The following is a 22,906-nucleotide window of genomic DNA, read 5'->3' as shown; positions in this document are numbered from 1 at the left end:
TTAAGCTTTTTTCATCATAGTATGAACCTATTGAAGTTCTCTTCCCTAAGCTTTTAAAAAGTATTATTATCATAAAAGTAGATGATTTTTATAAGAAAATATTTTTTTGCACCATAATCAGGCAGAGCCTTGCTTCTGCCTGATTAATACAATATAATATATCTTGTGTTAAGCTCTATTGTTTAACGGCTTTACAGTTTGTGATCTGACCTGTCGAGCGGTCTGTTGTTTCACCCTAATAGCTGTTTGATGTCGTAGCATTAGAGCTTTTACTATATCATTCGTCATTCGATGTTTTATGAATCTTCGTGCAATAGGAAGAACATCTTCAAAGGATATTTTGTATTCATATTTCCTTTTTTTCTTTCCTTGCTCTTTCTTTTTTTCTTCTGTAGCAAAGGTGTGAAGAAGTGAGGCAAAGTTATACATAATAAGTTTTGCATATACTTCTTGAATAATCAGTTCCCGATTAACCGAATGTAAATACACTAGTGAAAGCGCATATTTTAAGCGTCGGAAAGAAGTTTCAATAGACCATCTTTTCCAGTAAAGTTCTCGTAGATCCAGTGCAGAAAAATTTTTTAATGGTAAATTAGAAATCAAATATTCGTAGTTTCCATTTTCAAGTTGTATACAGGTGCATCGAATTTTCATGGTATATACACTTTTCTTATCATCAATCGGAATCGGCTCGAAGGTTCTTTTATTTTTTACTATTTTCATTTTATCCCCATGACAAAGATGCTTGTTTTTTTTCGATCTTGTTACGTCCAAAACAATCTCTCTATCTGATTCTGTTTCAGCTGGCAAAATATCTTTCAGAAAAGCAGATGGTGCAGACGGAGATTTCCAGCGAATGAGAAAAAATTTCTTTTTTTCAATTAAATGAGCCATTGTGTTTAGCGAGGCATATCCTCTATCTGCGATAAGTATCGTATTTTCTGGCAGATTACAGTGATCGACCATATGACAGAAAGCCTGTGTTTCATTCATTTTAGGGCGTGGTTGGGTAACAGCAGTAATATACCTGTTTTCACAGATATCAAACAAAGTGTTCAAATGCATCTGAAAAAACACATTGTCACTTCGAGCCTGTTTTATACGATATTCAAAATCATTTTTATTAGTAGGAAGATTAATATCAGAACCATCTACTGCAACAAGATGAAACCCTTTATACGTTTTGGTAAAAGGAATTTTTTCATTAAAAGATTTTAAAAGATACGGGAAAAAATCAGCAATTAGTTTTTTTCGCTGTTGTGTGAAAGCTGATTTAGATGGAACTTTCTTGTTTTGGGACATAAAAAAGTTAAATAATTCTGTATTTGTCCTATTCATGGTGAGGCAGAGAGTAGATTTTACCGTGTCAGAAAAAGGACAGAGTCTGTGTCTGGTCATATCTGAACCTGGAGTATTAACATACAAATGAATATTTTTCTCTGCTGTTTCAAGAACAGAGAAGAAACGTTTTCGAATAGTTGCTGGTGTCATGTACATGTGTGGTACCTCCTTGAAGTAAAAATATATCTAACTTCAAAGGGCACCTTACTGATTATAATAATCAGTAAGGTGCCGCACATTTTTACGATTTTGTCAACTATTAATTTGAAAAAAGCTTAACTAAATGTTATTGACCCCGTCCCCAATGGCCTCAACCCCGTCCCCAACCGGCACCTTATCGAAAGCAAGTCCGATTACGAGAGCATATTTCCTTCAATATATCCGTCCAGATTGGCATCACCCACGCGGTCGATCACATGACAGTCACCGATTTCAACAACTTTAGTTCCTTCTTTAGCAGCACTTTTAAGTGCTTCAACTTCATTTCTAAGACTCTTCAATCCAAGCGCACAGACAACTCCATCTGCTGGAAGTGTAAATGTGTTCTGATTCGCATCCTGGACTTCCACTCCGTTATCTGTTACTGACAGACATTTTGTGTTTACATAAGATTCTACACCTAATTCATCGAGTTTATCCATGACGCAGGTGAACGCCATGTTTCTTGCTTCAAGAATTAATCGTTCTGTCATTTCAACGATTGTAACGTTACAGCCTTCTTCGGCGAGTTCAATGGCAGTTTCAGCGCCGACCATTCCACCACCGAGAACAACAACATTTTTACCAAGTTCGCTTCCTTTTCCATAAGCATCCTGAGCAGGCAGTGTCTTTTCGATTCCTGGAATTGGAGGCAGGTTTGGTTCGCTTCCGATTGCAAGCATAATGACATCAGCATCAGAATTCTTGATAAATGCCTCATCTACGTTTGTGTTAAGAAGAATCCGGATTGGACGTTCTTCTACACGTTTAATCATTAAATCACGGAAATGTCGGAGATCATATTTGGCTTTATCATGATCAAGGAAATACAGGATTCCGCCTAAACGATCTGTTTTTTCAACAAGTGTTACATCATGTCCTTTATCACAGGCATATCTTGCAGCGGAAAGACCTCCGATACCACCACCGACAACAAGAACCTTCTTTTTACTTTCAAATACAGGGAATTCAGGTCGTGCACAGAATCCCATACCCCATGTCTTTGGATTGACTGTACAATAAACATGATAGTTATGACAAGAAGCTTTTTCGGCATCACGTGCTTCTTCCATTTCTTTTGTAATATGATATTTTTCAAGGTAAGCCAGTTCTTTTTCGTGTTCATGAGAACCGGAATAGCAGCGCATACAACGAAGGCAACGATTGATGTCTTCTGCATGACCAGAGGCAACCTTATTCATGAAGTCCGGGTCTGCAAAAGCCTGACGTCCAACGATAATAAAGTCTACGATATCATTTGCAATTAGTTGTTCGGCATCTTCAGGAGAATTGATTCCGCCAATCACACCCATTTTTACATCACGTGGACATTTCTTACGAATAATCTCAGCAGAATCTACATTGCAGTTGTGTCGTGTATACAAGCTTGAAAATTCCAATGTTCGATAGGAACGATAGTAATGACCGGAAGATACATGGAGAATATCGATAAGCCCTGATAGATGTGTAGAAAATTCTGCCATATCTTCTGCGGTTGTTCCACCCGGCCAGCGGTCAGAACCGGATACACGAAGTTCGATAATGAAATCATCACCAACAGATTCCCGGACTGCACGAAGTACTTCTAGTGGGAAGCGCATGCGATTTTCCAGTGATCCGCCATATTCATCCGTACGAGTATTTTCCAGAGGGGAAAGGAACTGGCTAAACAACCAGCCATGTCCGCCGTGGATCAATATTCCGTCAAAACCGGCATCTTTAGCATAACGTGCACAGTCGGCAAAATCATGAATTGTTTTTTTCATCATTTCTTTTGTATATCCAATGACTTCTGTCCCATCTTTTTTTGTGAAGCTGACAGGACCCCAGGGATGTGCATTCTTAGGATGTGGATCACCGATGGAACCAAGGTGAGAAAATTCCATCATAGCAATTGCCCCGTGTTTTTGGATAAGAGCGGCAGCCTTGTGGGCAAGTGGGAAAAATTCGCCGGATTCATCCGGAATATCAACATCTTCAAAACCACGTGCGGCATCTGTACTGTTTACAGTGATTTCACCGGAACAGACAGAGGCAAAACCGCCGGCGGCGCGTTCTTCCAACATGGCATAATAAGGGTCACCGATTTTTTTCGCAAAACTGAAATAACCGGTCGGTGCGGCAAGCATACGATTACGATAGACTTTTCCGCGGATTGTGATTGGGCTTAATAAATGTTTGTAGTCAGATGTATTTGACATATGTATAAAACTCCTTTCTATAGGCGTTCGAATATATAGTAAGTTTGAATTTCGACCATGTAATACGAACACTTTGTGTGACTTTTGTTAATAAAAGCGTACCATTTGGTAATCGTATATTCAAACGTAAAGAATGTATATGCCTATAACAAAAACGCATGGAAAACAAAAGAATCTAATTCGATTTTGTTATTGATTGCTTGACGTGAAAATTCTGAATTTGTAAAATAAAGATAGCAATAAGGAGACTTTGGATAAGTGGAAAGAAGGTGCAGAAGAGATGAATTCTTTTCAATTGAAAACATTTTGTTCTGTTGCGCGAACATTAAGTTTTACGGCATCGGCAGCGGAGCTAATGATCAGCCAGCCTGCAGTCAGCAGACAGATTGCAAATCTTGAAGAGGAGATTGGGGCAAAACTTTTTATAAGAGAGCATAATACATTGACGCTGACGGCAGCAGGAATGCAATTATATGAGGAACTTCCGGGTAAATTAGAAGAACTGGATGCACTATTTTTTTCTGTACATTTATTGGGAATCGGAAAAAAACGAAAATTAAAATTAGGGGTATTGCGAAATCAAATATTGGGTGCGAAATTGATCGATGTACTCAGAAGCATGCGCGATGAAAATTATTATGTAACAATACAGGAATATGACTTTGAAACATTAGAGGGGGCAGTGCGAAATCAGGATATAGACGTAGCTGTTTCCATAAAATGGGTCCCAACCGCATTTCAAGGATGTGCGTGTGTGGAAATTCGCAAAGAGGCATTATGTCTTGCGGTGAATAGAGATTATGCACCGCAGATTCCGGAAATACTTACGCGAGAATCATTAGAACCATTTTCAAAATTAAGACCTGTTATGATTCCAAAGACGAGTTCATTTCCAAGGAGTCAATTGGGAGCAGTAGCGGAAAGAATGTCTCACTTTTGGAATGGTGTGATGGAGGAAAATGTAGATTCGATCGTACCGATGGTACAGACAGGAATCGGTTCGGCATTGGTAAATGAACAACATGTGTTGAGCAGAGAAGATTCGGTAGAAATGATTCCACTTGAGTTTTTGGATGCAGTACCGGTTGGATTATTCTGGCTGGACGGAAGACAGAATGAGTCGATTGAGGATTTTGTGGGACGGATGAAAGCATAATGAGGCCGGTTGGGGACGGGGTTAATGGCTCTTTGGGAGGCCGGTTGGGGACGGAGTTTAATGGCTCTTTGGGGCTTGCCCAAAAGAGCCATTAAACTCCGTCCCCAACCGGCCTCCCAAAGAGCCATTAACTCCGTCCCCAACCGGCCTCCCACGTCCCTATTTGGTTCTGTTAGCAACCCTAAATTGATTTGGAGTCATATGATAGTGTTCTTTGAAGCATTTATAAAAATGAGTTGTATTAGTAAAATGCAATTCTTCCATAATTTCTGAAATAGAGAAAGATGTTTCTTTTAGTAATGTAGCAGCTTTTTTCATACAGAAAGTTTGACCATAATCAAACAGACATTTGTGGGTATATTTTTTTACAATCGTGTTCAGATAATTGCCACTATAGTTTAATATCTGTTCCAATTCGGAGCGAGAGATTCTTCCATCTGTATCTTCTAATAAATGGCAAATATGAGAAAATAATATAAAATCATTGTCAGCTTCTACGTGAACCGGTGTAAAGTGAAAATGTGTAGAATCTGCCAGATAGTCAAACAATTCTAAAAGCATACCCTTTATAATATAAGTGGAACCAAGTTTTGGAAACATAATTGCACGTAAAATATTGTCGGTAATTGCGTGAAGAGTGTGGTACCAGTCTTTATTATTAAGTGCGGGAAGAAAATCTAAATATTCTTTTGTGTCAGGATTATCTAGATTGTCTGTAAGAAACTTTAATATAGGATTTATCCCTGGTTTTTCGATATCTGGAAAATATACTTTTTGTTCATCATCAGACAGTTGTTTTACAAGTTCTTTTGACATACCTATAAATAAGAGTGTTGCGTCTGAAGAAAAGACCTCCTTATGGACGATATTATGGTTCATTAAGCAACAATTCCCACTATGAAACACAAGATCAGATTGTTCTATCTGCTGGTGGATTTCTCCGTCTAAAACAATTAATAATTCATAGAAGTCGTGGATATGTGGAGCTCGGATATTAAATTGGTGTATTTCTTTTTTTGTTTGAAAATGATAAAAAGTATTTTCACGTGGTGATGTCATCAAGAAATTGAGATAAGCATTATCATCTGACTGACAGCATGTTTCGAGAGTGAACTGAATAGGTGTCAGTATCTTGATATAGGAGTTAATACCACTATTTAAATTATCCTGTTCGATAATATTATTAACTGTATAGGATGAAGCCATTTCAACAAGTCCTCCGTTTCATTCACGAATATGATAAGAATTTAAATATATTCTATCATATATGTTGTAGTATTATAAGACATAATTTATTAAAGTAATATTATAAAAAACATAAGCGTTTATGAAATAAAAAATAATTGTGCCGAGGAATAAGGAGGTTACAAAGTAATGCGTGAAACAGAAAAGAAATACTTGAAATGGTATCAGAAAATAGCCTATGGAGCAGGCGATTTAGCTTCGAACACAAGTTATGGATTAGTATCCAGTTTTGTGCTTTTGTATCTGTCAGATACAATGGGATTAAATACAGGAATCATCGGAACATTGATGTTAGTGTCTAAATTCTTAGATGGAATTTCAGATGTTATATTTGGTAATTTAATCGACCGTACGAAATCGAAACTAGGAAAAGCAAGACCGTGGATGTTATACGCTCAAATCGGTGTATCATTATGTCTGGTATTGCTGTTCTCTATTCCGGGTGGGCTTGGAACAACAGCACAATATGCCTATTTCTTTGCTTTTTATACAGCATTGAATGCTATATTCTATACAGCAAATGGAATTGCATATTCAGCATTATCAGCACTCATCACTAGAAATAAGAATGAGCGTGTTCAGCTCGGGTCCATTCGTTTTATGTTTGCTGTTGCAACAAATATTGTAATGGGATTTGCAGTAACAAATGGAGTAGAGGCATTTGGTGGTGGAGCTGCCGGATGGAGAATGGTTGCGATTATTTGTGGAACAATCGGTCTTGTAGTAAATACCATTAGTTGTCTTTGTGTAAAAGAATTACCAGAGGATGAAAATATTGTAGTTGAAGCAGAGTCAAAGACACAAGATGATAAGATTAGTTTTGGAGAATCTTTAAAACTTCTTTTTAGCAATAAATATTATATTTTAATAGTAGCCATTTATATTGTATATTATTTTATGAGTAACCTGACAACGGGTTCAGCTGTTTACTTTATGAAACAAGTACTTGGTGATGGCTCATTACTTGGTTTATTCTCAATGATGAAGATGTTCCCAGTTATTATTGCATTGATTTTTACACCGATATTAGTAAAGAAGACCGGAAGTATGCAGAAAGTTAACTTCTGGGGATATGTCATTAGTGATATTTTAGGTATTTTCTTAATCTTTTTTGCAATGCAGAAGAATTTGCCAATGATGCTTCTGTTTATGTTCTTAAAAGGAACTTTTGCAGGAACAATGTCAGGTACATTAAATGCATTGATTGCAGAAATCAGTGGATACACATATCGTACAAAAGGTGTACATATTGATGGTATGATGTTTAGCTGCTCATCACTTGGAGTAAAAGTAGGTGGTGGTATCGGAACAGCAGCAGTGGGCTGGCTGTTAAATGCTTCCGGCTATGTTGGAACAGCAGCAACTCAGACGAGTGGGGCAATTAATATGATATTTAGCATGTATATTACAATTCCTGTAATCCTTGGAGTTGTAATCACTGTTCTTTTAGGACTTATGACAGTAGAAAAAGAAAATAAGAGAATCGATATGAAAAGAGAAGCGAATAATTAAAATAGAAAGAGGAACAAAGTATGCAGTGTCAGAAATTTAATGATTGCTGGACATTTGAAAAAGTAGGTCAGGATGATAGATTAAAGGCTTTTTATGGTGATGACAATAAAATAATTGTTACACTCCCATATGATGCTATGATTCGGGAAAAAAGGGATAAAGAGTGTCCGGCAGGTGCCCAGAGCGGCTTTTATCCTGGGGGAGTTTATACTTATGAAAAATCATTTTTAGCACCAGAAGAATGGAAAAACCAGGATGTAGTGTTAGAGTTTGAAGGAATTTACGGAACAGCAAGAGTCTGGATAAATGGGGCTCTTGCATCTGTAAACAGAAATGGATATATGGGTTTTTCTGTAGACTTAAAGCCATGGATTTGTTATGGACAGGAAAATTTGATAAAAATTGATGTAGATAACAGTAACCAGCCAAATAGCAGATGGTATACGGGTTCTGGAATTTATCGTGATGTGAATTTATGGACAGGGAAAGGTGTCTATATTCCACATGATGAGATGAAAATAACTACGTTATCTGTAAATGATGATGTAGCAGTTGTGGAAGTTTGTGCCAAATTAAAGAATACGAAAGAATGTGGCATGGAAGCAAAATGTCAATTTGAACTGATATTTGCAGGAAAAACAGTTGTAACAGAAAAACAGAATATTGTATTTTATTCTGAAAGAACAGAAACTATAAGAGTACAGCTTCCTGTAAAATGTCCGAAAAAATGGAGTACAGATCATCCGAATTTATATCAGTGCTGTGTCAAAACATATATAGGAGACGAAATGTGTGATGAATATACAGTGGATTTCGGCATTAGGACGCTTGCACTTGATCCGGTAAATGGGTTTCAGATTAATGGGGAAACAGTGAATTTAAGAGGAACCTGCATTCATCATGATAATGGGGTGATAGGAGCAGAGACATTCCCAGAAGCGGAATGGTACCGGTGTAAAAGACTAAAAGAGGCAGGGTTCAATGCGATAAGAAGTTCGCATCATCCTATGAGCAGAGCAATGCTCGATGCTTGCGATCATTTAGGAATGCTTGTGATGGATGAGTTGACCGATATGTGGAATCGAGGTAAAAACACCTATGATTTTTCGGATATTTTTAAAGAGGAAGCATCAAAATGGATTCACCACATGGTAGACAAGGATTATAATCATCCATCGGTAGTTATCTATTCTGTAGGAAATGAGATACAAGAAGCAGGAACAAAACAGGGATCATGGATTAATCGTTCTTTGTGCAATAGATTTCATGAACTAGATGCCACAAGATTTACTACAAATGCTTTAAATGGATTGAATTGTGCTGGAAAACGACTCAAAGTTATTATGAAGGAAGTTATTGAAAAGTTTGGAATGGATACACAAGGCAACGGAAGTGGTGGGGGAAGTAATGCTCTCAATAGTTTTATGAGTCTTATGTCTGGAGAAAAGGGCGAGTTTTTTGCAAAGCATCCACTTGTTACAGAAGCCCTGGAAGAATGTGCGCAGAGTTGTGATATCACCGGACTTAATTATTTGAGTGGAAGATATGAACTTGAGCATGAGCTGCATCCGGGAAAAACGGTACTTGGGACAGAAACATATCCAGCGGATATTGAAAATCTGTGGGAGAAAGTTACAAAATATCCACATGTTATTGGCGATTTTACCTGGACAGGTTATGACTATATCGGCGAAGCAGGAGTAGGAATTTTCCATTATGATGGAAAAGAGAATTTTACAAGTATCTATCCGGAAAGACTGGGTTATATCGGAGATATAGATTTAATTGGAAATCGCAGACCAATCAGTTATTTCAGGGAGATTGTATATGGATTGACAAATCAGCCATACATTGCGGTAGAACGTATGGAGCATAGGGGACAGACAGCAAGCAAAACTGCATGGATGTTTAAAGACAATATCAGTAGCTGGACTTGGAAAGGGTATGAAGGAGAAAAGGCCAGTGTTGATGTATATTCATCAGGAGATGAAGTAGAATTGTTTTTAAATGGTAAATCTCTTGGTAGAAAGCCAGCTGGAAAAAAATTTCATTACACAGCAACATATGAAGTGACATATGAGTCAGGAACTTTAAAGGCAATAGCATATGAGTCAGGGAAAGAGATAGGGAAGTATGAACTTGTCACTGCTGATTCGGTAAAAAGGCTAAAGGCTTGTCGTGTTACCGAGAATGAACGTGATGTAGCATACGTAAAAGTGTGGTTAGAAGATGAACATGGTATTTGTAATCCACAAGAAACACAGAGGAGAATAATTCATGCTAAGGTTACGGGAAATGGTGTGCTAGAGGGATTTGGTACAGCCAATCCTTCAAGCGAAGAAGATTATTTTTCAGATACAGTAACAACTTTTGAAGGAAGTGCATTAGCTGTGGTTAGATGGAAAGATTTAAATTCGAAAGAACCTGCAGTCCTTCGGTTGTGGACGGACGATGAAATTGAGGTATGTGTAAATATTTAGTACCATAGTGCCAGTTGGGGACGGGGTTTAATGGCTCTTTTAGGCTTGCCCAAAAGAGCCATTAAACCCCGTCCCCAACTGGCCTTCGAGCAAAAAAGCCAGAAAACTCCGTCCCTATTTAACTTCGAAGGAAAGAAATTTGTTTCTTTTTTATTTTGGCGGACTTCCCTTATATATATTTAATTAATGATTGTAGATATTTATAAGGTAAAGAGGTTGAGATAAGACCGTGTAAGAAATACGTTATTGGCCCAATCATGAAAGAGGGAGGACGAGCAAAATGAAAAAGTTTATTGCATTGAGTTTAGCAGCAATTATGGTAGTTTCTGTATGTGCTTGTGGAAGTGAAAAAACAAAATCAGCGGGAAAAGAGATTTTTTCATGCTATGATCTGGAAGTCCAGAACTTTGCAGAGTCCTTTGATGCATCAGAAATTGTAACAATGATTTATCAGAAGAACCATGAGGTGTCGGAAAAATTTATTCTGGAAGACAAAAAGCAGATCAACAAACTATTTCAGGCACTTTGTAAAGTGGAAGTATTGGAAAAGACAGAAGAGAGAGCATCTGATTATGATGATATTTTTATTTTTACTCTGCGAACAGCGCAGGCATTTACATTTGCGTTCAATCAGCACCATCTGGTAATTGGAAATGATGCTTATTATGTTCAAGGCGATGAGGAACTATGGAAAATTGCAAAAGAAATCTCGTCAAGTGAGAACGCACAAGGAGAGGTAAAAGGTCAGATGGAAGATTATCAGAAGAAAGAAGAATCGCAGCAAGAGAAAATTAAAGTTATTCCTACAGCGGCAGAACAGGTCGTATTGGAAGATCATCAGACTTCAGAATTCAGTATGAAACTTCCAACAGGCTGGGTGGTAAATTCCGGAGGTGATGGGATGGCCTTTAGTCTTTGTGCATACGATCCACAGAACCCGGTCAATCAAGTATTTGTACTTTTAAAAGCAATGCCACTGATGCATGATCCGAATAGCAGAAGTTATTATGAACAATCCCAGCAAATGTATGGCGGAAACTATTATATTATGGCAGACGCACCGGCGTTGGAGAATCCGTCCACAGAAAATTTCTATCAGATTTTCTCAAGCTATGCATCGTTTGCGGAGAAAGATGAACCATCTTATTATGGATATACATTTCCAAGGTTCCATGATTTTACTGTGATGGAGGCGTTTGAAAGTAATTCGGATATGAAATCTATTGCAATTAATCCTGCATTGCTACGTGCAAGTTTCACGGATGAAAGCGGAAGAAGAGGAGAAGGAATGTTTACGGCGGATGTTGTAGATTTTTCAGGAAATCTGCAGGATGCATCGTGGATGTTTGGATTTGATACAGGTTATTATATGGCGTACAATATCATGGCAGTCACTGCAGAAGAAAACAGTTTTATTGACTGGGAAAGTATTTTGTGTCAGTGCCTTGCTAGTATCGACTTTACAGATGCTTTTGTCAGTAATGCGATTGCACAGAGCAATGAGACAGTGGCGAATTCCAGACAGCTAAGTCAGACATTGAGTGATACATCTGATATGATTATGTCTTCCTGGGAAACAAGAAATACAAGCGATGATATTATTCGTCAGAAGCAGAGCGATGCAACGCTTGGTTTTGAGAGAATTTATGATACGGAGAAAGATAAAATATATAAAGCTACAAATGGGTGGAGTGATAAATATGCAGATGACAGATTCAAGCTTGTGACAGATGATAGCATGTATACAAGACCAATTGATGGATATATTGATTACTGAGACCAAATAGGGACGGAGTTTAGAGACCATTGGGGACGGGGTCAATAACATTTAGTTAAGCTTTTTTCAATTAATAGTTGACAAAATCGTAAAAATGTGCGGCACCTTACTGATTATTATAATCAGTAAGGTGCCCTTTGAAGTTAGATATATTTTTACTTCAAGGAGGTACCACACATGTACATGACACCAGCAACTATTCGAAAACGTTTCTTCTCTGTTCTTGAAACAGCAGAGAAAAATATTCATTTGTATGTTAATACTCCAGGTTCAGATATGACCAGACACAGACTCTGTCCTTTTTCTGACACGGTAAAATCTACTCTCTGCCTCACCATGAATAGGACAAATACAGAATTATTTAACTTTTTTATGTCCCAAAACAAGAAAGTTCCATCTAAATCAGCTTTCACACAACAGCGAAAAAAACTAATTGCTGATTTTTTCCCGTATCTTTTAAAATCTTTTAATGAAAAAATTCCTTTTACCAAAACGTATAAAGGGTTTCATCTTGTTGCAGTAGATGGTTCTGATATTAATCTTCCTACTAATAAAAATGATTTTGAATATCGTATAAAACAGGCTCGAAGTGACAATGTGTTTTTTCAGATGCATTTGAACACTTTGTTTGATATCTGTGAAAACAGGTATATTACTGCTGTTACCCAACCACGCCCTAAAATGAATGAAACACAGGCTTTCTGTCATATGGTCGATCACTGTAATCTGCCAGAAAATACGATACTTATCGCAGATAGAGGATATGCCTCGCTAAACACAATGGCTCATTTAATTGAAAAAAAGAAATTTTTTCTCATTCGCTGGAAATCTCCGTCTGCACCATCTGCTTTTCTGAAAGATATTTTGCCAGCTGAAACAGAATCAGATAGAGAGATTGTTTTGGACGTAACAAGATCGAAAAAAAACAAGCATCTTTGTCATGGGGATAAAATGAAAATAGTAAAAAATAAAAGAACCTTCGAGCCGATTCCGATTGATGATAAGAAAAGTGTATATACCATGAAAATTCGATGCACCTGTATACAACTTGAAAATGGAAACTACGAATATTTGATTTCTAATTTACCATTAAAAAATTTTTCTGCACTGGATCTACGAGAACTTTACTGGAAAAGATGGTCTATTGAAACTTCTTTCCGACGCTTAAAATATGCGCTTTCACTAGTGTATTTACATTCGGTTAATCGGGAACTGATTATTCAAGAAGTATATGCAAAACTTATTATGTATAACTTTGCCTCACTTCTTCACACCTTTGCTACAGAAGAAAAAAAGAAAGAGCAAGGAAAGAAAAAAAGGAAATATGAATACAAAATATCCTTTGAAGATGTTCTTCCTATTGCACGAAGATTCATAAAACATCGAATGACGAATGATATAGTAAAAGCTCTAATGCTACGACATCAAACAGCTATTAGGGTGAAACAACAGACCGCTCGACAGGTCAGATCACAAACTGTAAAGCCGTTAAACAATAGAGCTTAACACAAGATATATTATATTGTATTAATCAGGCAGAAGCAAGGCTCTGCCTGATTATGGTGCAAAAAAATATTTTCTTATAAAAATCATCTACTTTTATGATAATAATACTTTTTAAAAGCTTAGGGAAGAGAACTTCAATAGGTTCATACTATGATGAAAAAAGCTTAACTAAATGTTATTGGGACGGGGGTTAATGGCTCTTTTTGGCTTGCCAAAAAGAGCCATTAACCCCCGTCCCCAACCGGCACCCCTGACCTCAAAAAAATTCAATACTTCGCTCTAATATCCCATTCATATGTGCAATCGCTGTTCCGTAATTGGTAATAGGAATATTCTGATCTTCGGCACATTGCAGCCGGTATTTCATTTCTCTTTCATTTAGTGTACATCCACCACAATGAATGATCATACGATATTTACTTAAATCTGTTGGAAATTCCGTTCCACTTGTGAATTCAAATTGAATATCTTTGCCGGTATAGCTTCGAATCCAGTTTGGCAGTTTGACCGTACCGATATCTTCGCATTGTCTGTGATGTGTGCATCCTTCTGATATGAGAAGGATGTCTTCATCTAGCAGAGAATCTAATGTGTGTGCTCCGTTTACGACTGTTTTCAAATTGCCTTTATATCGTGCAAACAAAATTGAAAATGAAGTGAGAGGTACATCTTTTGGTACGATTGCAGCTACTTTTTTGAATGCCTGACTATCTGTGATGACAAGCTGTGGAGGAGCTGGCAACTTTTTGAGTGTGTCCTCTAATTCAGTTTCTTTTACTACGATAGAAATTGCATTGGATTCTAGCAGATCGCGAATGGTTTGCTGCTGTGGGAGAATTAATCTTCCCTTAGGAGCAGAGGAATCAATCGGGATAACCAGAACCACAGTATCCAGAGGTTTTATTAAATCACCAACGATGTGTTTCTCATTTATAGTTTGAGGAAGCTGTGCGGCAATTAATTCTTTTAGTTCGTGGATATTCGTATTTGTTTTCGCACTGACAGAGATACATTGTTTCGGAGAAACGGTATCTGGCAGTGAGGATGGCACATCAGTTTTGGATATATCACACTTATTCCATACAACAATATAGGGTATGTGTTTATCTATAATTCGAGTAAGAATATTTAAATCTTCAACCGTGGCACCGAGAGTGCTGTCGATAACAAGAACAGCGATATCGGTTTTGTTTAGCATCTGATATGCTTTTTGGATTCGAAGTTCTCCGAGTTCCCCGATATCATCAAGTCCGGGAGTATCGATAATAACCACAGGACCGAGAGGTAACAGTTCCATAGCCTTGAGGACAGGATCTGTAGTAGTACCTTTTACATCTGATACGATGGCCAGATTCTGTCCTGTGATTGCATTGATAATGCTGGATTTTCCGGCGTTGCGTCTGCCAAAAATTCCAATATGGATACGGTTGGAAGAAGGTGTTGCATTTAAACTCATAATAATTCTCCTAAAAACGGAAATCGCGGCGATTATTTTCTTCAATCAATCGGAGATTTTCACGCACAACTGCACGAGCTTTTTCGTTTGGTACATTGAACACTTCTCTTTCAATAAGTTTATCACCGATTGCTTTGGTGGCAGGACTTGCATAATCCATTAAATATTCTTTCAATGTCATCAATGCATTCGGATGGCAGCAGTTCTGAATCTGTCCACTCTTGCACAGTGACATAAAACGGTCACCGGTACGTCCTTCGCGATAACATGCAGTACAGAAGCTTGGAATATAGCCAAGTTCCATCAGCCATTTGACAACTTCGTCCAATGTACGTGTATCGCTGACGTCAAACTGTTCTGATTTGGCATCGTCCGGTTCCGGCTCAGCATAGCCGCCGACACTTGTCTTAGAACCGCCACTGATCTGAGAGACACCGAGATGAAGAACACGTTCTCTTGTCTTCTGACTTTCTCTTGTAGAAATAATCATACCTGTGTAAGGTACGGCAATTCGGATGCAGGCAACGATCTTGGCAAATGTATCGTCATCAATTCCGTTATCAAAAGAATCTGCATCAATATCATCTGCATGACGGAGTCGAGGAACACTGATCGTATGAGGTCCAACCCCAAATGCTGCTTCAAGGTGTTCAGCATGCATTAAAAGACCTGCAAATTCGTAACGATATTTGTCCAGGCCAAAGAGTACACCGATTCCGACATCGTCAATGCCACCTTCCATAGCACGATCCATAGCCTCTGTGTGGTAGTCATAATCATGTTTTGGTCCTGTCGGATGCAATTCCAGATAGCTCTCTTTATGATAAGTTTCCTGGAATAAGATATAAGTTCCGATGCCGGCTTCTTTCAACAAGCGGTAATTGTCAACAGTTGTTGCCGCAATATTGATATTGACACGACGGATAGCACCATTCTTATGCTTAATGCTATAGATAGTCTTAATACATTCCAGATAATAATCCATTGTGTTATGTACCGGATCTTCTCCGGCTTCTAAAGCCAGACGCTTGTGTCCCATATCCTGCAGAGCAATCACTTCCTTGCGGATCTCATCCTGAGTAAGCTTCTTTCTTGCAATATGCTTGTTCTTCATATGATACGGACAGTAGGTGCAGCCATTGACACAATAATTTGATAAATAAAGCGGCGCAAACATAACGATACGATTTCCATAAAAATCTTTCTTGATCTGTTCAGCCAGTTTATAAATCTCCTGATTTTTTTCTTCAATATCACAAGCAAGAAGAACAGACGCTTCTCGGTGTGACAGTCCTTTTCTAAGCTTTGCCTTCTCAATCAAAGAGTTAATCAGAGCCTCGTTGTGCTTGTTCTCGTCTGCATAGGCAAGTGTGTCTAAAATCTCCTCGTGATTGATAAAGTCATCAGCATGTTTTGAATTTACGTCATACATAGTATAGCCCCCTTAGTAGTCGCGACGTTATTGTAAAAATGTCTCTTAAATTTGATTATATGGACTGAATTTGGCAAAGTCAACAATTGATAAAATGTAGTCAATATCACAGCTTCAATTTTGCAAATGCTTCCGCAAATGCGTTATTGATTGGCTCTTTTGCTTCTTTTGCCTGCTTTTTTAAATACTGATTTACATCTCGTTTGTTGGCACCTTTTCCCTCTTTCTTTTTGCGTTCTTCAAAGGCACTTAGCTTTTCTTTGTGACCGCATACACAGACAAATCGCTGTCCATCTCCTTTTCCGATTAAATCCATTTTCTTATGGCATACAGGACATCGGGCGTTTGTATGCTGGGAAATGGTTTCGCGGTGGCCACATTCACGATCCTGACACACGAGCATCTTACCATGTTTTCCATTTACCTCCAGCATAAATTTTCCGCATTCAGGACATTTTGTACGAGTCATATTATCGTGGCGGAAGGTTCCGTTGGCAGATTTGATCTCAGAAATCAACTGTTTTGTATAATTCTGTATTTCATCCATAAATTGTTTGTCAGACTGAGTTCCTTTGGCTATAGCCTGAAGGCGTAATTCCCAGGATGCTGTAAGTTCAGGTTTCTTCAAATCTTCAGGTACAAGTTCCAAAAGCTGTTTCCCTTTAGAAGTGATGTGGATTTCATTTCCCTTTTTCTCCATGAGAAAACTGTTAAATAGCTTTTCGATGATATCGGCTCTGGTTGCAACTGTTCCAAGTCCACCGGTCTCACCGAGCGTTTTTACGATTGTTTTATCTCGGTTTGCGAGATATTTCACCGGATTTTCCATTGCGGCAATTAAAGTACCTTCTGTAAAATATGCAGGTGGCTTTGTTTTTCCTTCTGTAATGGCAAATGTTTTTACACAAAGCTGCATGCCGGATTTTAATTTCATTAAGGAATCTGAGGCAGCCTGCATAGGAAGTTCTTCTTCGTCACAGTCGACATCAGAATAATTGCTGTCTTCATAAACCTCGCGCCAGCCAGGAGTCTTGTAAATAGTTCCTTTTGCGAGAAATGTTTCATTATTGTATGAAGCGGTGACGGTGGTGTCTTCGTATTCGGAAGCCGGGCAAAGAACGGCAAGGAAACGACGCACGACCATATCATAAATTTTACGCTCTTCGTTGCTCATATTTTCCAGCTGTACAAATTGTTCAGTTGGAATGATCGCATGATGGTCACTTACTTTTTTATTATTTACAAAAGATTTATTTGCCTTGATCGGTTTGTTTGCGAGCTTTAAAGCAACGCGTTTGTAAGGTCCGACAGCACAGGACTGAAGACGCTCTTTTAATGTGCCAACCATATCTTCGGTCAGGTAACGGGAATCTGTTCTTGGATAAGTAAGAACCTTGTGATTCTCGTAGAGCCGCTGCATGATATTTAGCGTTTGCTTTGCGGAATAACCATAGCGCTGATTCGCTTCTTGCTGTAATGCAGTCAGGTCATAAAGTGCCGGTGAGAAAGAATGTTTTTCCTTTTTCTGAATATCTGTAATCACGAAATCATTTTTCCCGGAAGATTGGAGTTTCTGTAATCTTTCCTTGTCAAAAGTGCGAGGAGAATGCGACTTTTTATCCGTCCATGTAAATGTGATTCCGTCTGCAATGGCTTTTAATCCGTAGTAGGATTTTGGCTTGAAAGAGTGGATTTCCTGTTCTCTGGCAGCAATCATGGCAAGTGTAGGTGTCTGGACGCGGCCGCAGGAGAGCTGGGCATTATATTTACATGTCAGTGCACGTGTGGCATTGATGCCAACGATCCAGTCGGATTCAGCACGTGCGACAGCTGCGTGATAAAGCGGCTCGTAGCTTTTTCCTGGTTTAAGGTGGGCAAATCCATCCAGAATGGCCTTATCTGTAACGGAAGAAATCCAGAGTCTCTTTAGTGGTTTTTTATTGTTTGCTTTCTCAAGAATCCAGCGGGCAACAAGTTCGCCTTCACGTCCGGCATCTGTAGCGATAATGATGTCGCTGATATCTTTTCGGTAAATGAGATCCTTGATTGCATGATACTGTTTTCCGGTCTGCTTGATGACTACCAGTTTCCAGTGCTTTGGGAGCATCGGTAAAGTATCCATACTCCATGTTTGATATTCTTTTCCATATTCTTCCGGGTCTGCCAATGTGACAAGATGGCCAAGTGCCCAGGTTACAACATAATCATTTCCTTCAATATAATTATTGGTTTTCTTATTACAGTGAAGAACGCGGGCAATATCCCGCGCTACTGAAGGTTTTTCTGCAATTACTAAGTGTTTGCTCATGAGTAAATCTCCTGAATAAATAGTATTTAATCTCTCTGCCAGCGTCCGGATGCTCCGCAAGGAAGTACCAGACCGGTGTTTTTAACCGGGAGTCCGATTTCCTGAGATTCTACGTGTCCGTTCCATGCCTTGAGTTCTGTTGCGATCATGTAAGTTAATACGGCAGGAGCAAGACCGGTTGTATATGAATTCACAAGGAAGAAAATGGCATCCTTTGATAAGATTTTAGTACAAAGCTTGATCAATGGATGAATCATGTCTTCAATCTTCCAAATCTCGCCTTTTGGGCCACGTCCATAAGAAGGCGGGTCCATAATGATGGCATCGTAAGTATTGCCACGGCGGATCTCACGTTCTACAAATTTGACACAGTCGTCTACAAGCCAACGGATAGGAGCATCGCCAAGTCCTGAAGATACAGCATTCTCTTTAGCCCATCCGACCATACCTTTTGAAGCGTCAACATGAGTAACCTGAGCTCCTGCAGCGGCAGCGGCAAGTGTAGCTCCTCCTGTGTATGCAAAAAGGTTCAATACCTTTACAGGACGGTTTGCTTTTTTTATGATATCAGAGAACCAGTCCCAGTTTGCTGCCTGTTCAGGGAAAAGTCCTGTATGTTTAAAGTTGAATGGCTTCAGGTTAAATGTCAGAGAACCGTAATGAATCTGCCATTGCTGTGGAAGATCAAAGAATTCCCACTCTCCGCCACCTTTTTTACTGCGGTGATAATGTCCGTTGCGGTGCTTCCATCCGTAATCATTTTTCGGAGTGTCCCAGATGACCTGCGGGTCTGGACGAACCAAAATATAGTCGCCCCATCTCTCTAGTTTTTCACCTTTTGAACAATCTATTACTTCATAATCTTTCCAATTATCTGCAATCCACATAAATATAATCCTTTCTGAATTTATTGAAATAAAATCTAAAATATTATCGTGGACTTATTATAGCATGACCGAGAGAAAAGAACTAGTTCATATTGAAACCTTGGAAATTTTCTGTAAGATGTTCCCATATGTCCTTTCTTTTTATGTGAAAAGTTGATACTATATAAGGTAAATAAAAAGACACAAGGAGGATATTCGAGAATTATGGATAAGAATCAGCTGTATCGCAGAATCCCGAAGGTAGATGTTTTGTTAGAAGAGGACGGGATTCGAAAATTAGAAGAACGATATGGCAGATCCTGTGTCAAGCGTGTTGTACAGGATGAACTGGAACGAGTTCGTATCCTGATTGGAGAATCTGTGGATGAGACAGACGTGTTAAAGGCGGTTGAGCAGTTGCCGGATAGTATCAGTAAAAGCCTGGAACTGCTGTATACACCGAATATACGAAGTGTTATTAATGGAACAGGTACTATTTTACACACGAACCTGGGGCGAGCGCCACTTAATCGAGAACATGCAGAAAGACTGGCTGTGATCGCAGCGGAATATTCCAATCTGGAGTATGATCTGCAACGAGGAGAGAGAGGAGAGAGGAATGCACATTTTGAATCCTTGCTTTGCCGTCTGACAGGTGCAGAGGCGGCCCTTGTTGTAAATAATAATGCGGCGGCAGTTCTTTTGTGCCTGAGTACGCTTGCAAAATCAGGCGAGGTGATCGTGTCGCGAGGAGAACTGGTGGAGATTGGCGGAAAGTTCCGCATACCGGATGTGATGGAGCAAAGCGGTGCAGTTTTAGTTGAGGTCGGGACGACGAATAAAACACATCTGTCAGATTATGAGGAAGCGATCACAGAAGAGACAAAGGCTATTCTAAAGGTCCATACAAGCAACTATCAGATTGTCGGCTTTACAGAATCTGTTGCGGTACCAGAGCTGAAAGCAATTGCGAAAGAGCATGAGATTCCGATAATCGAAGATTTGGGAAGTGGAGCATTGGTTGATTTAAGTAAGTATGGTATTTCTCATGAGCCGATGGTACAGGAGGCAATCTGCGGAGGTGCAGATGTTGTCTGTTTTAGTGGTGATAAGTTGTTGGGTGGTCCGCAGGCAGGAATCATAGTCGGCAGAAAATGTTATATCAATAAGATGAAGAAGGCTCCACTGACACGTGCATTGCGCGTGGATAAATTTACTACAGCTGCATTGGAGATGACACTCGAGGAATATTTATCGGAAGAGAGAGCGATGCAGAGGATACCTGTCTTAAAGATGATATCTGAGATGCCGGATACTGTGAAGCAGCGTGCACAAAAGTTGAAATCCCAGTTAGAACAGCAGAAACTTCCTGCTCAGATCGTGTTAGAAGCTTGTGAGTCACAGATTGGCGGAGGGGCGCTTCCACTTGAAAAGATTTCCAGTACAGCAGTTGCAATACGTTCGGAAATATGTTCGGCATCAGAGATGGAAAAGAGAATGCGAGCTTTGCCGACACCGATTATCGGGAGAATGATAAACGGTATCTGGGCTATGGATATGCGGACGATAGAGGAAGAACAGATTCCTTATATTGTAGGCAGTATACAAGATATGCTGAACAGTTGCAGGATTTGAATCAATGACAGAAAAAAGATAAAGGAAAAGGATAAGAAGCAGAAATGAATTTAAAACAGTTAGAGGCGTTTGTGAATGTGGCAGAAAAGCGCAGCTTCTCAAAAGCAGCGCGAGAGCTGTATCTGACACAGCCAACGGTCAGTGCACATGTTTCCGCACTGGAGAAAGAATTGAATATCAAATTGTTTTTGCGAAATACAAGAGAAGTAGGCCTTACAGATGAAGGCGAAAAGTTATATCAATATGCAAGACAGATGTTGAATCTGGAACAATTGATATATGAGGCTTTTGACAGTGATGTAGCTTCTAATTCTTGTATTAAGATTGCTGCTTCCACGATTCCGGCACAGTATCTCTTGCCGGACATATTAAGTCGTTATAGTAGTATGTATCCGAAGGAACAGTTTGAATTGGTTGAGTCGGATAGTGCCGGGGTGATAAGGGCTGTTTCGGAGCGTACGGTAGATATTGGATTTACGGGAACGATATTAGATAAGAAATCTTGTGAATATGTTCCGTTTTTTGATGATGAATTGATTATTGTCATGCCAAACAACGAGAAATATCGTCAGATAAAGGAGACAGAAACCGGGATAGAGTGGCTGGAACGAGTTCCAATTATAATGAGGGAGCAAGGTTCCGGAACAAGAAAAGAGGCAGAAAAGCAATTAAAGCGGGAAGGGATTGATATTCGAAAACTAAACGTGGTTGCAAATATGGAAAATACGGAGGTGATAAAACAATCTGTAAAAAAAGGAATTGGTGTAACAATCATTTCAAAGCTTGCAGCAGCGGAGGATTTGAAATGGGAGAATGTTCTGGCATATCCGCTGGGAGAAAAAAAGAGGGTTCGAAAATTGTATGTCGTATATAATAAAGAATATCCTCGCACAAAGGCTGTGAAAAAGATGATGAAAATAGCGGAAACATTCAATAGAATGTGTTGATGGTCACACTTACTGTGAACAGTAACTAGAATTTTCACAGAAAACAGTATATACTAAGAGATAGTGCATTCGATATATTCAAGTTGAACGAATTGCTTTAATCTGGGTGCGGCTGGGCAGCTGGTGTGTCCCCTGGTCTTCAAAACCAGTGTGAGGCGTGTGGAACGTCTTGGGTGGGTTCGATTCCCACACGTATCCGCCAAAAGAAGGGAGAAAATGATATGATTACAGTAAATGCAATGGGCGATGCATGCCCGATTCCAGTTATAAAAACAAAAAAAGCAATACAGAAAGTAACCGGTGCAGAGACAATTGAAGTATTGGTTGATAATGAGATTGCGGTTCAGAATGTGACAAAGATGGCACAGAGTTCAGGGGGAACAGTAACATCGGAAAAATTAGCTGAAAAAGAATTTAAGGTTACGATTCAGCTTAGCGGCGCAGTTGCGAAGGATACAGAAGCTGCACCGGTTACATGCATACCTGACAGCAGAAGAAATACAGTTGTTGTGATTGCAGCAGATCATATGGGTGAAGGGAAAGAAGATCTTGGCAAAGTTTTAATTAAAGGATTTATTTTTGCACTGACACAGCTAGAAGAACTTCCAAAGACAATTTTATTTTATAATGGTGGTGCAAAAATCACAACAGAGGGTTCTGAATCGTTGGAAGATTTGAAAACCTTGGAAGCACAGGGCGTTGAGATTATGACATGTGGAACTTGCCTTGACTACTATGGACTGAAAGAAAAACTCCAGGTTGGAACTGTGACAAATATGTATAGTATTGTAGAAACTATGAATAATGCAGACAAAATTCTTCGTCCATAAGCAGAGGGGAGGAAAT

General features: G+C 39.1%; 15 protein-coding genes and 1 tRNA gene. 9 read left to right on the top strand and 7 right to left on the bottom strand.

The genetic code is table 11. The features are described from left to right. Positions 1-168: 168 nt before the first annotated feature. Both H8S40_RS12435 and H8S40_RS12430 read right to left on the bottom strand, forming a co-directional pair. Positions 169-1,497 (bottom strand): IS4 family transposase, encoded by a 1,329-nt coding sequence (locus H8S40_RS12435; RefSeq protein ID WP_186864359.1) that lies wholly within the window; start codon positions 1,495-1,497, stop codon positions 169-171. A gap of 197 nt (positions 1,498-1,694) precedes the next feature. Further along, a complete protein-coding gene (locus H8S40_RS12430; RefSeq protein WP_186865322.1) occupies positions 1,695-3,740 on the bottom strand; it encodes an FAD-dependent oxidoreductase in 2,046 nt (681 codons plus the stop codon). 250 nt (positions 3,741-3,990) lie between these two features. Between H8S40_RS12430 and H8S40_RS12425 the strand changes: the two genes are divergently transcribed. Then, entirely contained in the window at positions 3,991-4,896 is a 906-nt protein-coding gene (locus H8S40_RS12425) for a LysR family transcriptional regulator (RefSeq protein WP_186865321.1), read from the top strand. Between the two features lie 159 nt (positions 4,897-5,055). Here the strand turns inward: H8S40_RS12425 and H8S40_RS12420 are convergent, their stop codons facing one another. Then, entirely contained in the window at positions 5,056-6,102 is a 1,047-nt protein-coding gene (locus H8S40_RS12420; RefSeq protein ID WP_118688227.1) for a helix-turn-helix domain-containing protein, read from the bottom strand. Positions 6,103-6,270: 168 nt separating this feature from the next. Here H8S40_RS12420 and H8S40_RS12415 point away from each other — a divergent pair, with 168 nt between their 5' ends. From H8S40_RS12415 to H8S40_RS12400, 4 genes are all read left to right on the top strand, one after another. Continuing rightward, positions 6,271-7,653 (top strand): MFS transporter, encoded by a 1,383-nt coding sequence (locus tag H8S40_RS12415; protein WP_117990109.1) that lies wholly within the window; start codon positions 6,271-6,273, stop codon positions 7,651-7,653. 20 nt (positions 7,654-7,673) lie between these two features. Next, entirely contained in the window at positions 7,674-10,133 is a 2,460-nt protein-coding gene (locus H8S40_RS12410; RefSeq protein ID WP_186865320.1) for a glycoside hydrolase family 2 protein, read from the top strand. A 280-nt stretch (positions 10,134-10,413) separates the two neighbouring features. Beyond that, the gene (locus tag H8S40_RS12405) at positions 10,414-11,910 is read left to right on the top strand and encodes a hypothetical protein (protein WP_186865319.1); all 1,497 of its coding nucleotides are present in this window, start codon (positions 10,414-10,416) and stop codon (positions 11,908-11,910) included. Between the two features lie 177 nt (positions 11,911-12,087). Continuing rightward, complete coding sequence (locus tag H8S40_RS12400) at positions 12,088-13,416, top strand: IS4 family transposase (protein ID WP_186864359.1); 1,329 nt, start codon at positions 12,088-12,090, stop codon at positions 13,414-13,416. A 256-nt stretch (positions 13,417-13,672) separates the two neighbouring features. Here H8S40_RS12400 and hydF read toward each other — a convergent pair whose 3' ends face one another. The 4 genes from hydF to H8S40_RS12380 all read right to left on the bottom strand — a co-directional run bounded on the left by hydF (position 13,673) and on the right by H8S40_RS12380 (position 19,499). Beyond that, positions 13,673-14,872 (bottom strand): [FeFe] hydrogenase H-cluster maturation GTPase HydF, encoded by a 1,200-nt coding sequence (hydF, locus tag H8S40_RS12395; RefSeq protein WP_186865318.1) that lies wholly within the window; start codon positions 14,870-14,872, stop codon positions 13,673-13,675. A 10-nt stretch (positions 14,873-14,882) separates the two neighbouring features. Next, positions 14,883-16,304, bottom strand: coding sequence for a [FeFe] hydrogenase H-cluster radical SAM maturase HydG (gene hydG, locus H8S40_RS12390; RefSeq protein ID WP_118688231.1), 1,422 nt, complete (start codon positions 16,302-16,304; stop codon positions 14,883-14,885). 106 nt (positions 16,305-16,410) lie between these two features. After that, on the bottom strand, positions 16,411-18,612 hold the full coding sequence (locus H8S40_RS12385) for a DNA topoisomerase III (protein WP_186865317.1): 2,202 nt from the start codon (positions 18,610-18,612) through the stop codon (positions 16,411-16,413). Positions 18,613-18,638: 26 nt separating this feature from the next. Continuing rightward, positions 18,639-19,499 (bottom strand): class I SAM-dependent methyltransferase, encoded by an 861-nt coding sequence (locus H8S40_RS12380; RefSeq protein ID WP_118725092.1) that lies wholly within the window; start codon positions 19,497-19,499, stop codon positions 18,639-18,641. A gap of 204 nt (positions 19,500-19,703) precedes the next feature. Here H8S40_RS12380 and selA point away from each other — a divergent pair, with 204 nt between their 5' ends. The 4 genes from selA (at position 19,704) to yedF (ending at position 22,890) form a co-directional block, all read left to right on the top strand. After that, a complete protein-coding gene (gene selA, locus H8S40_RS12375) occupies positions 19,704-21,113 on the top strand; it encodes an L-seryl-tRNA(Sec) selenium transferase (RefSeq protein WP_186865316.1) in 1,410 nt (469 codons plus the stop codon). A gap of 44 nt (positions 21,114-21,157) precedes the next feature. Then, entirely contained in the window at positions 21,158-22,060 is a 903-nt protein-coding gene (locus tag H8S40_RS12370) for a selenium metabolism-associated LysR family transcriptional regulator (protein ID WP_118725090.1), read from the top strand. A gap of 104 nt (positions 22,061-22,164) precedes the next feature. Further along, positions 22,165-22,262 (top strand) — tRNA-Sec (locus tag H8S40_RS12365). 19 nt (positions 22,263-22,281) lie between these two features. Continuing rightward, the gene (yedF, locus tag H8S40_RS12360; protein WP_118737271.1) at positions 22,282-22,890 is read left to right on the top strand and encodes a sulfurtransferase-like selenium metabolism protein YedF; all 609 of its coding nucleotides are present in this window, start codon (positions 22,282-22,284) and stop codon (positions 22,888-22,890) included. The last annotated feature ends 16 nt before the right edge of the window (positions 22,891-22,906 follow it).

Origin of the sequence: Ruminococcus hominis (assembly GCF_014287355.1) — a bacterium.
Taxonomy (GTDB): domain Bacteria; phylum Bacillota; class Clostridia; order Lachnospirales; family Lachnospiraceae; genus Schaedlerella; species Schaedlerella hominis.
This window is presented reverse-complemented; position numbering and strand designations above follow the sequence as displayed.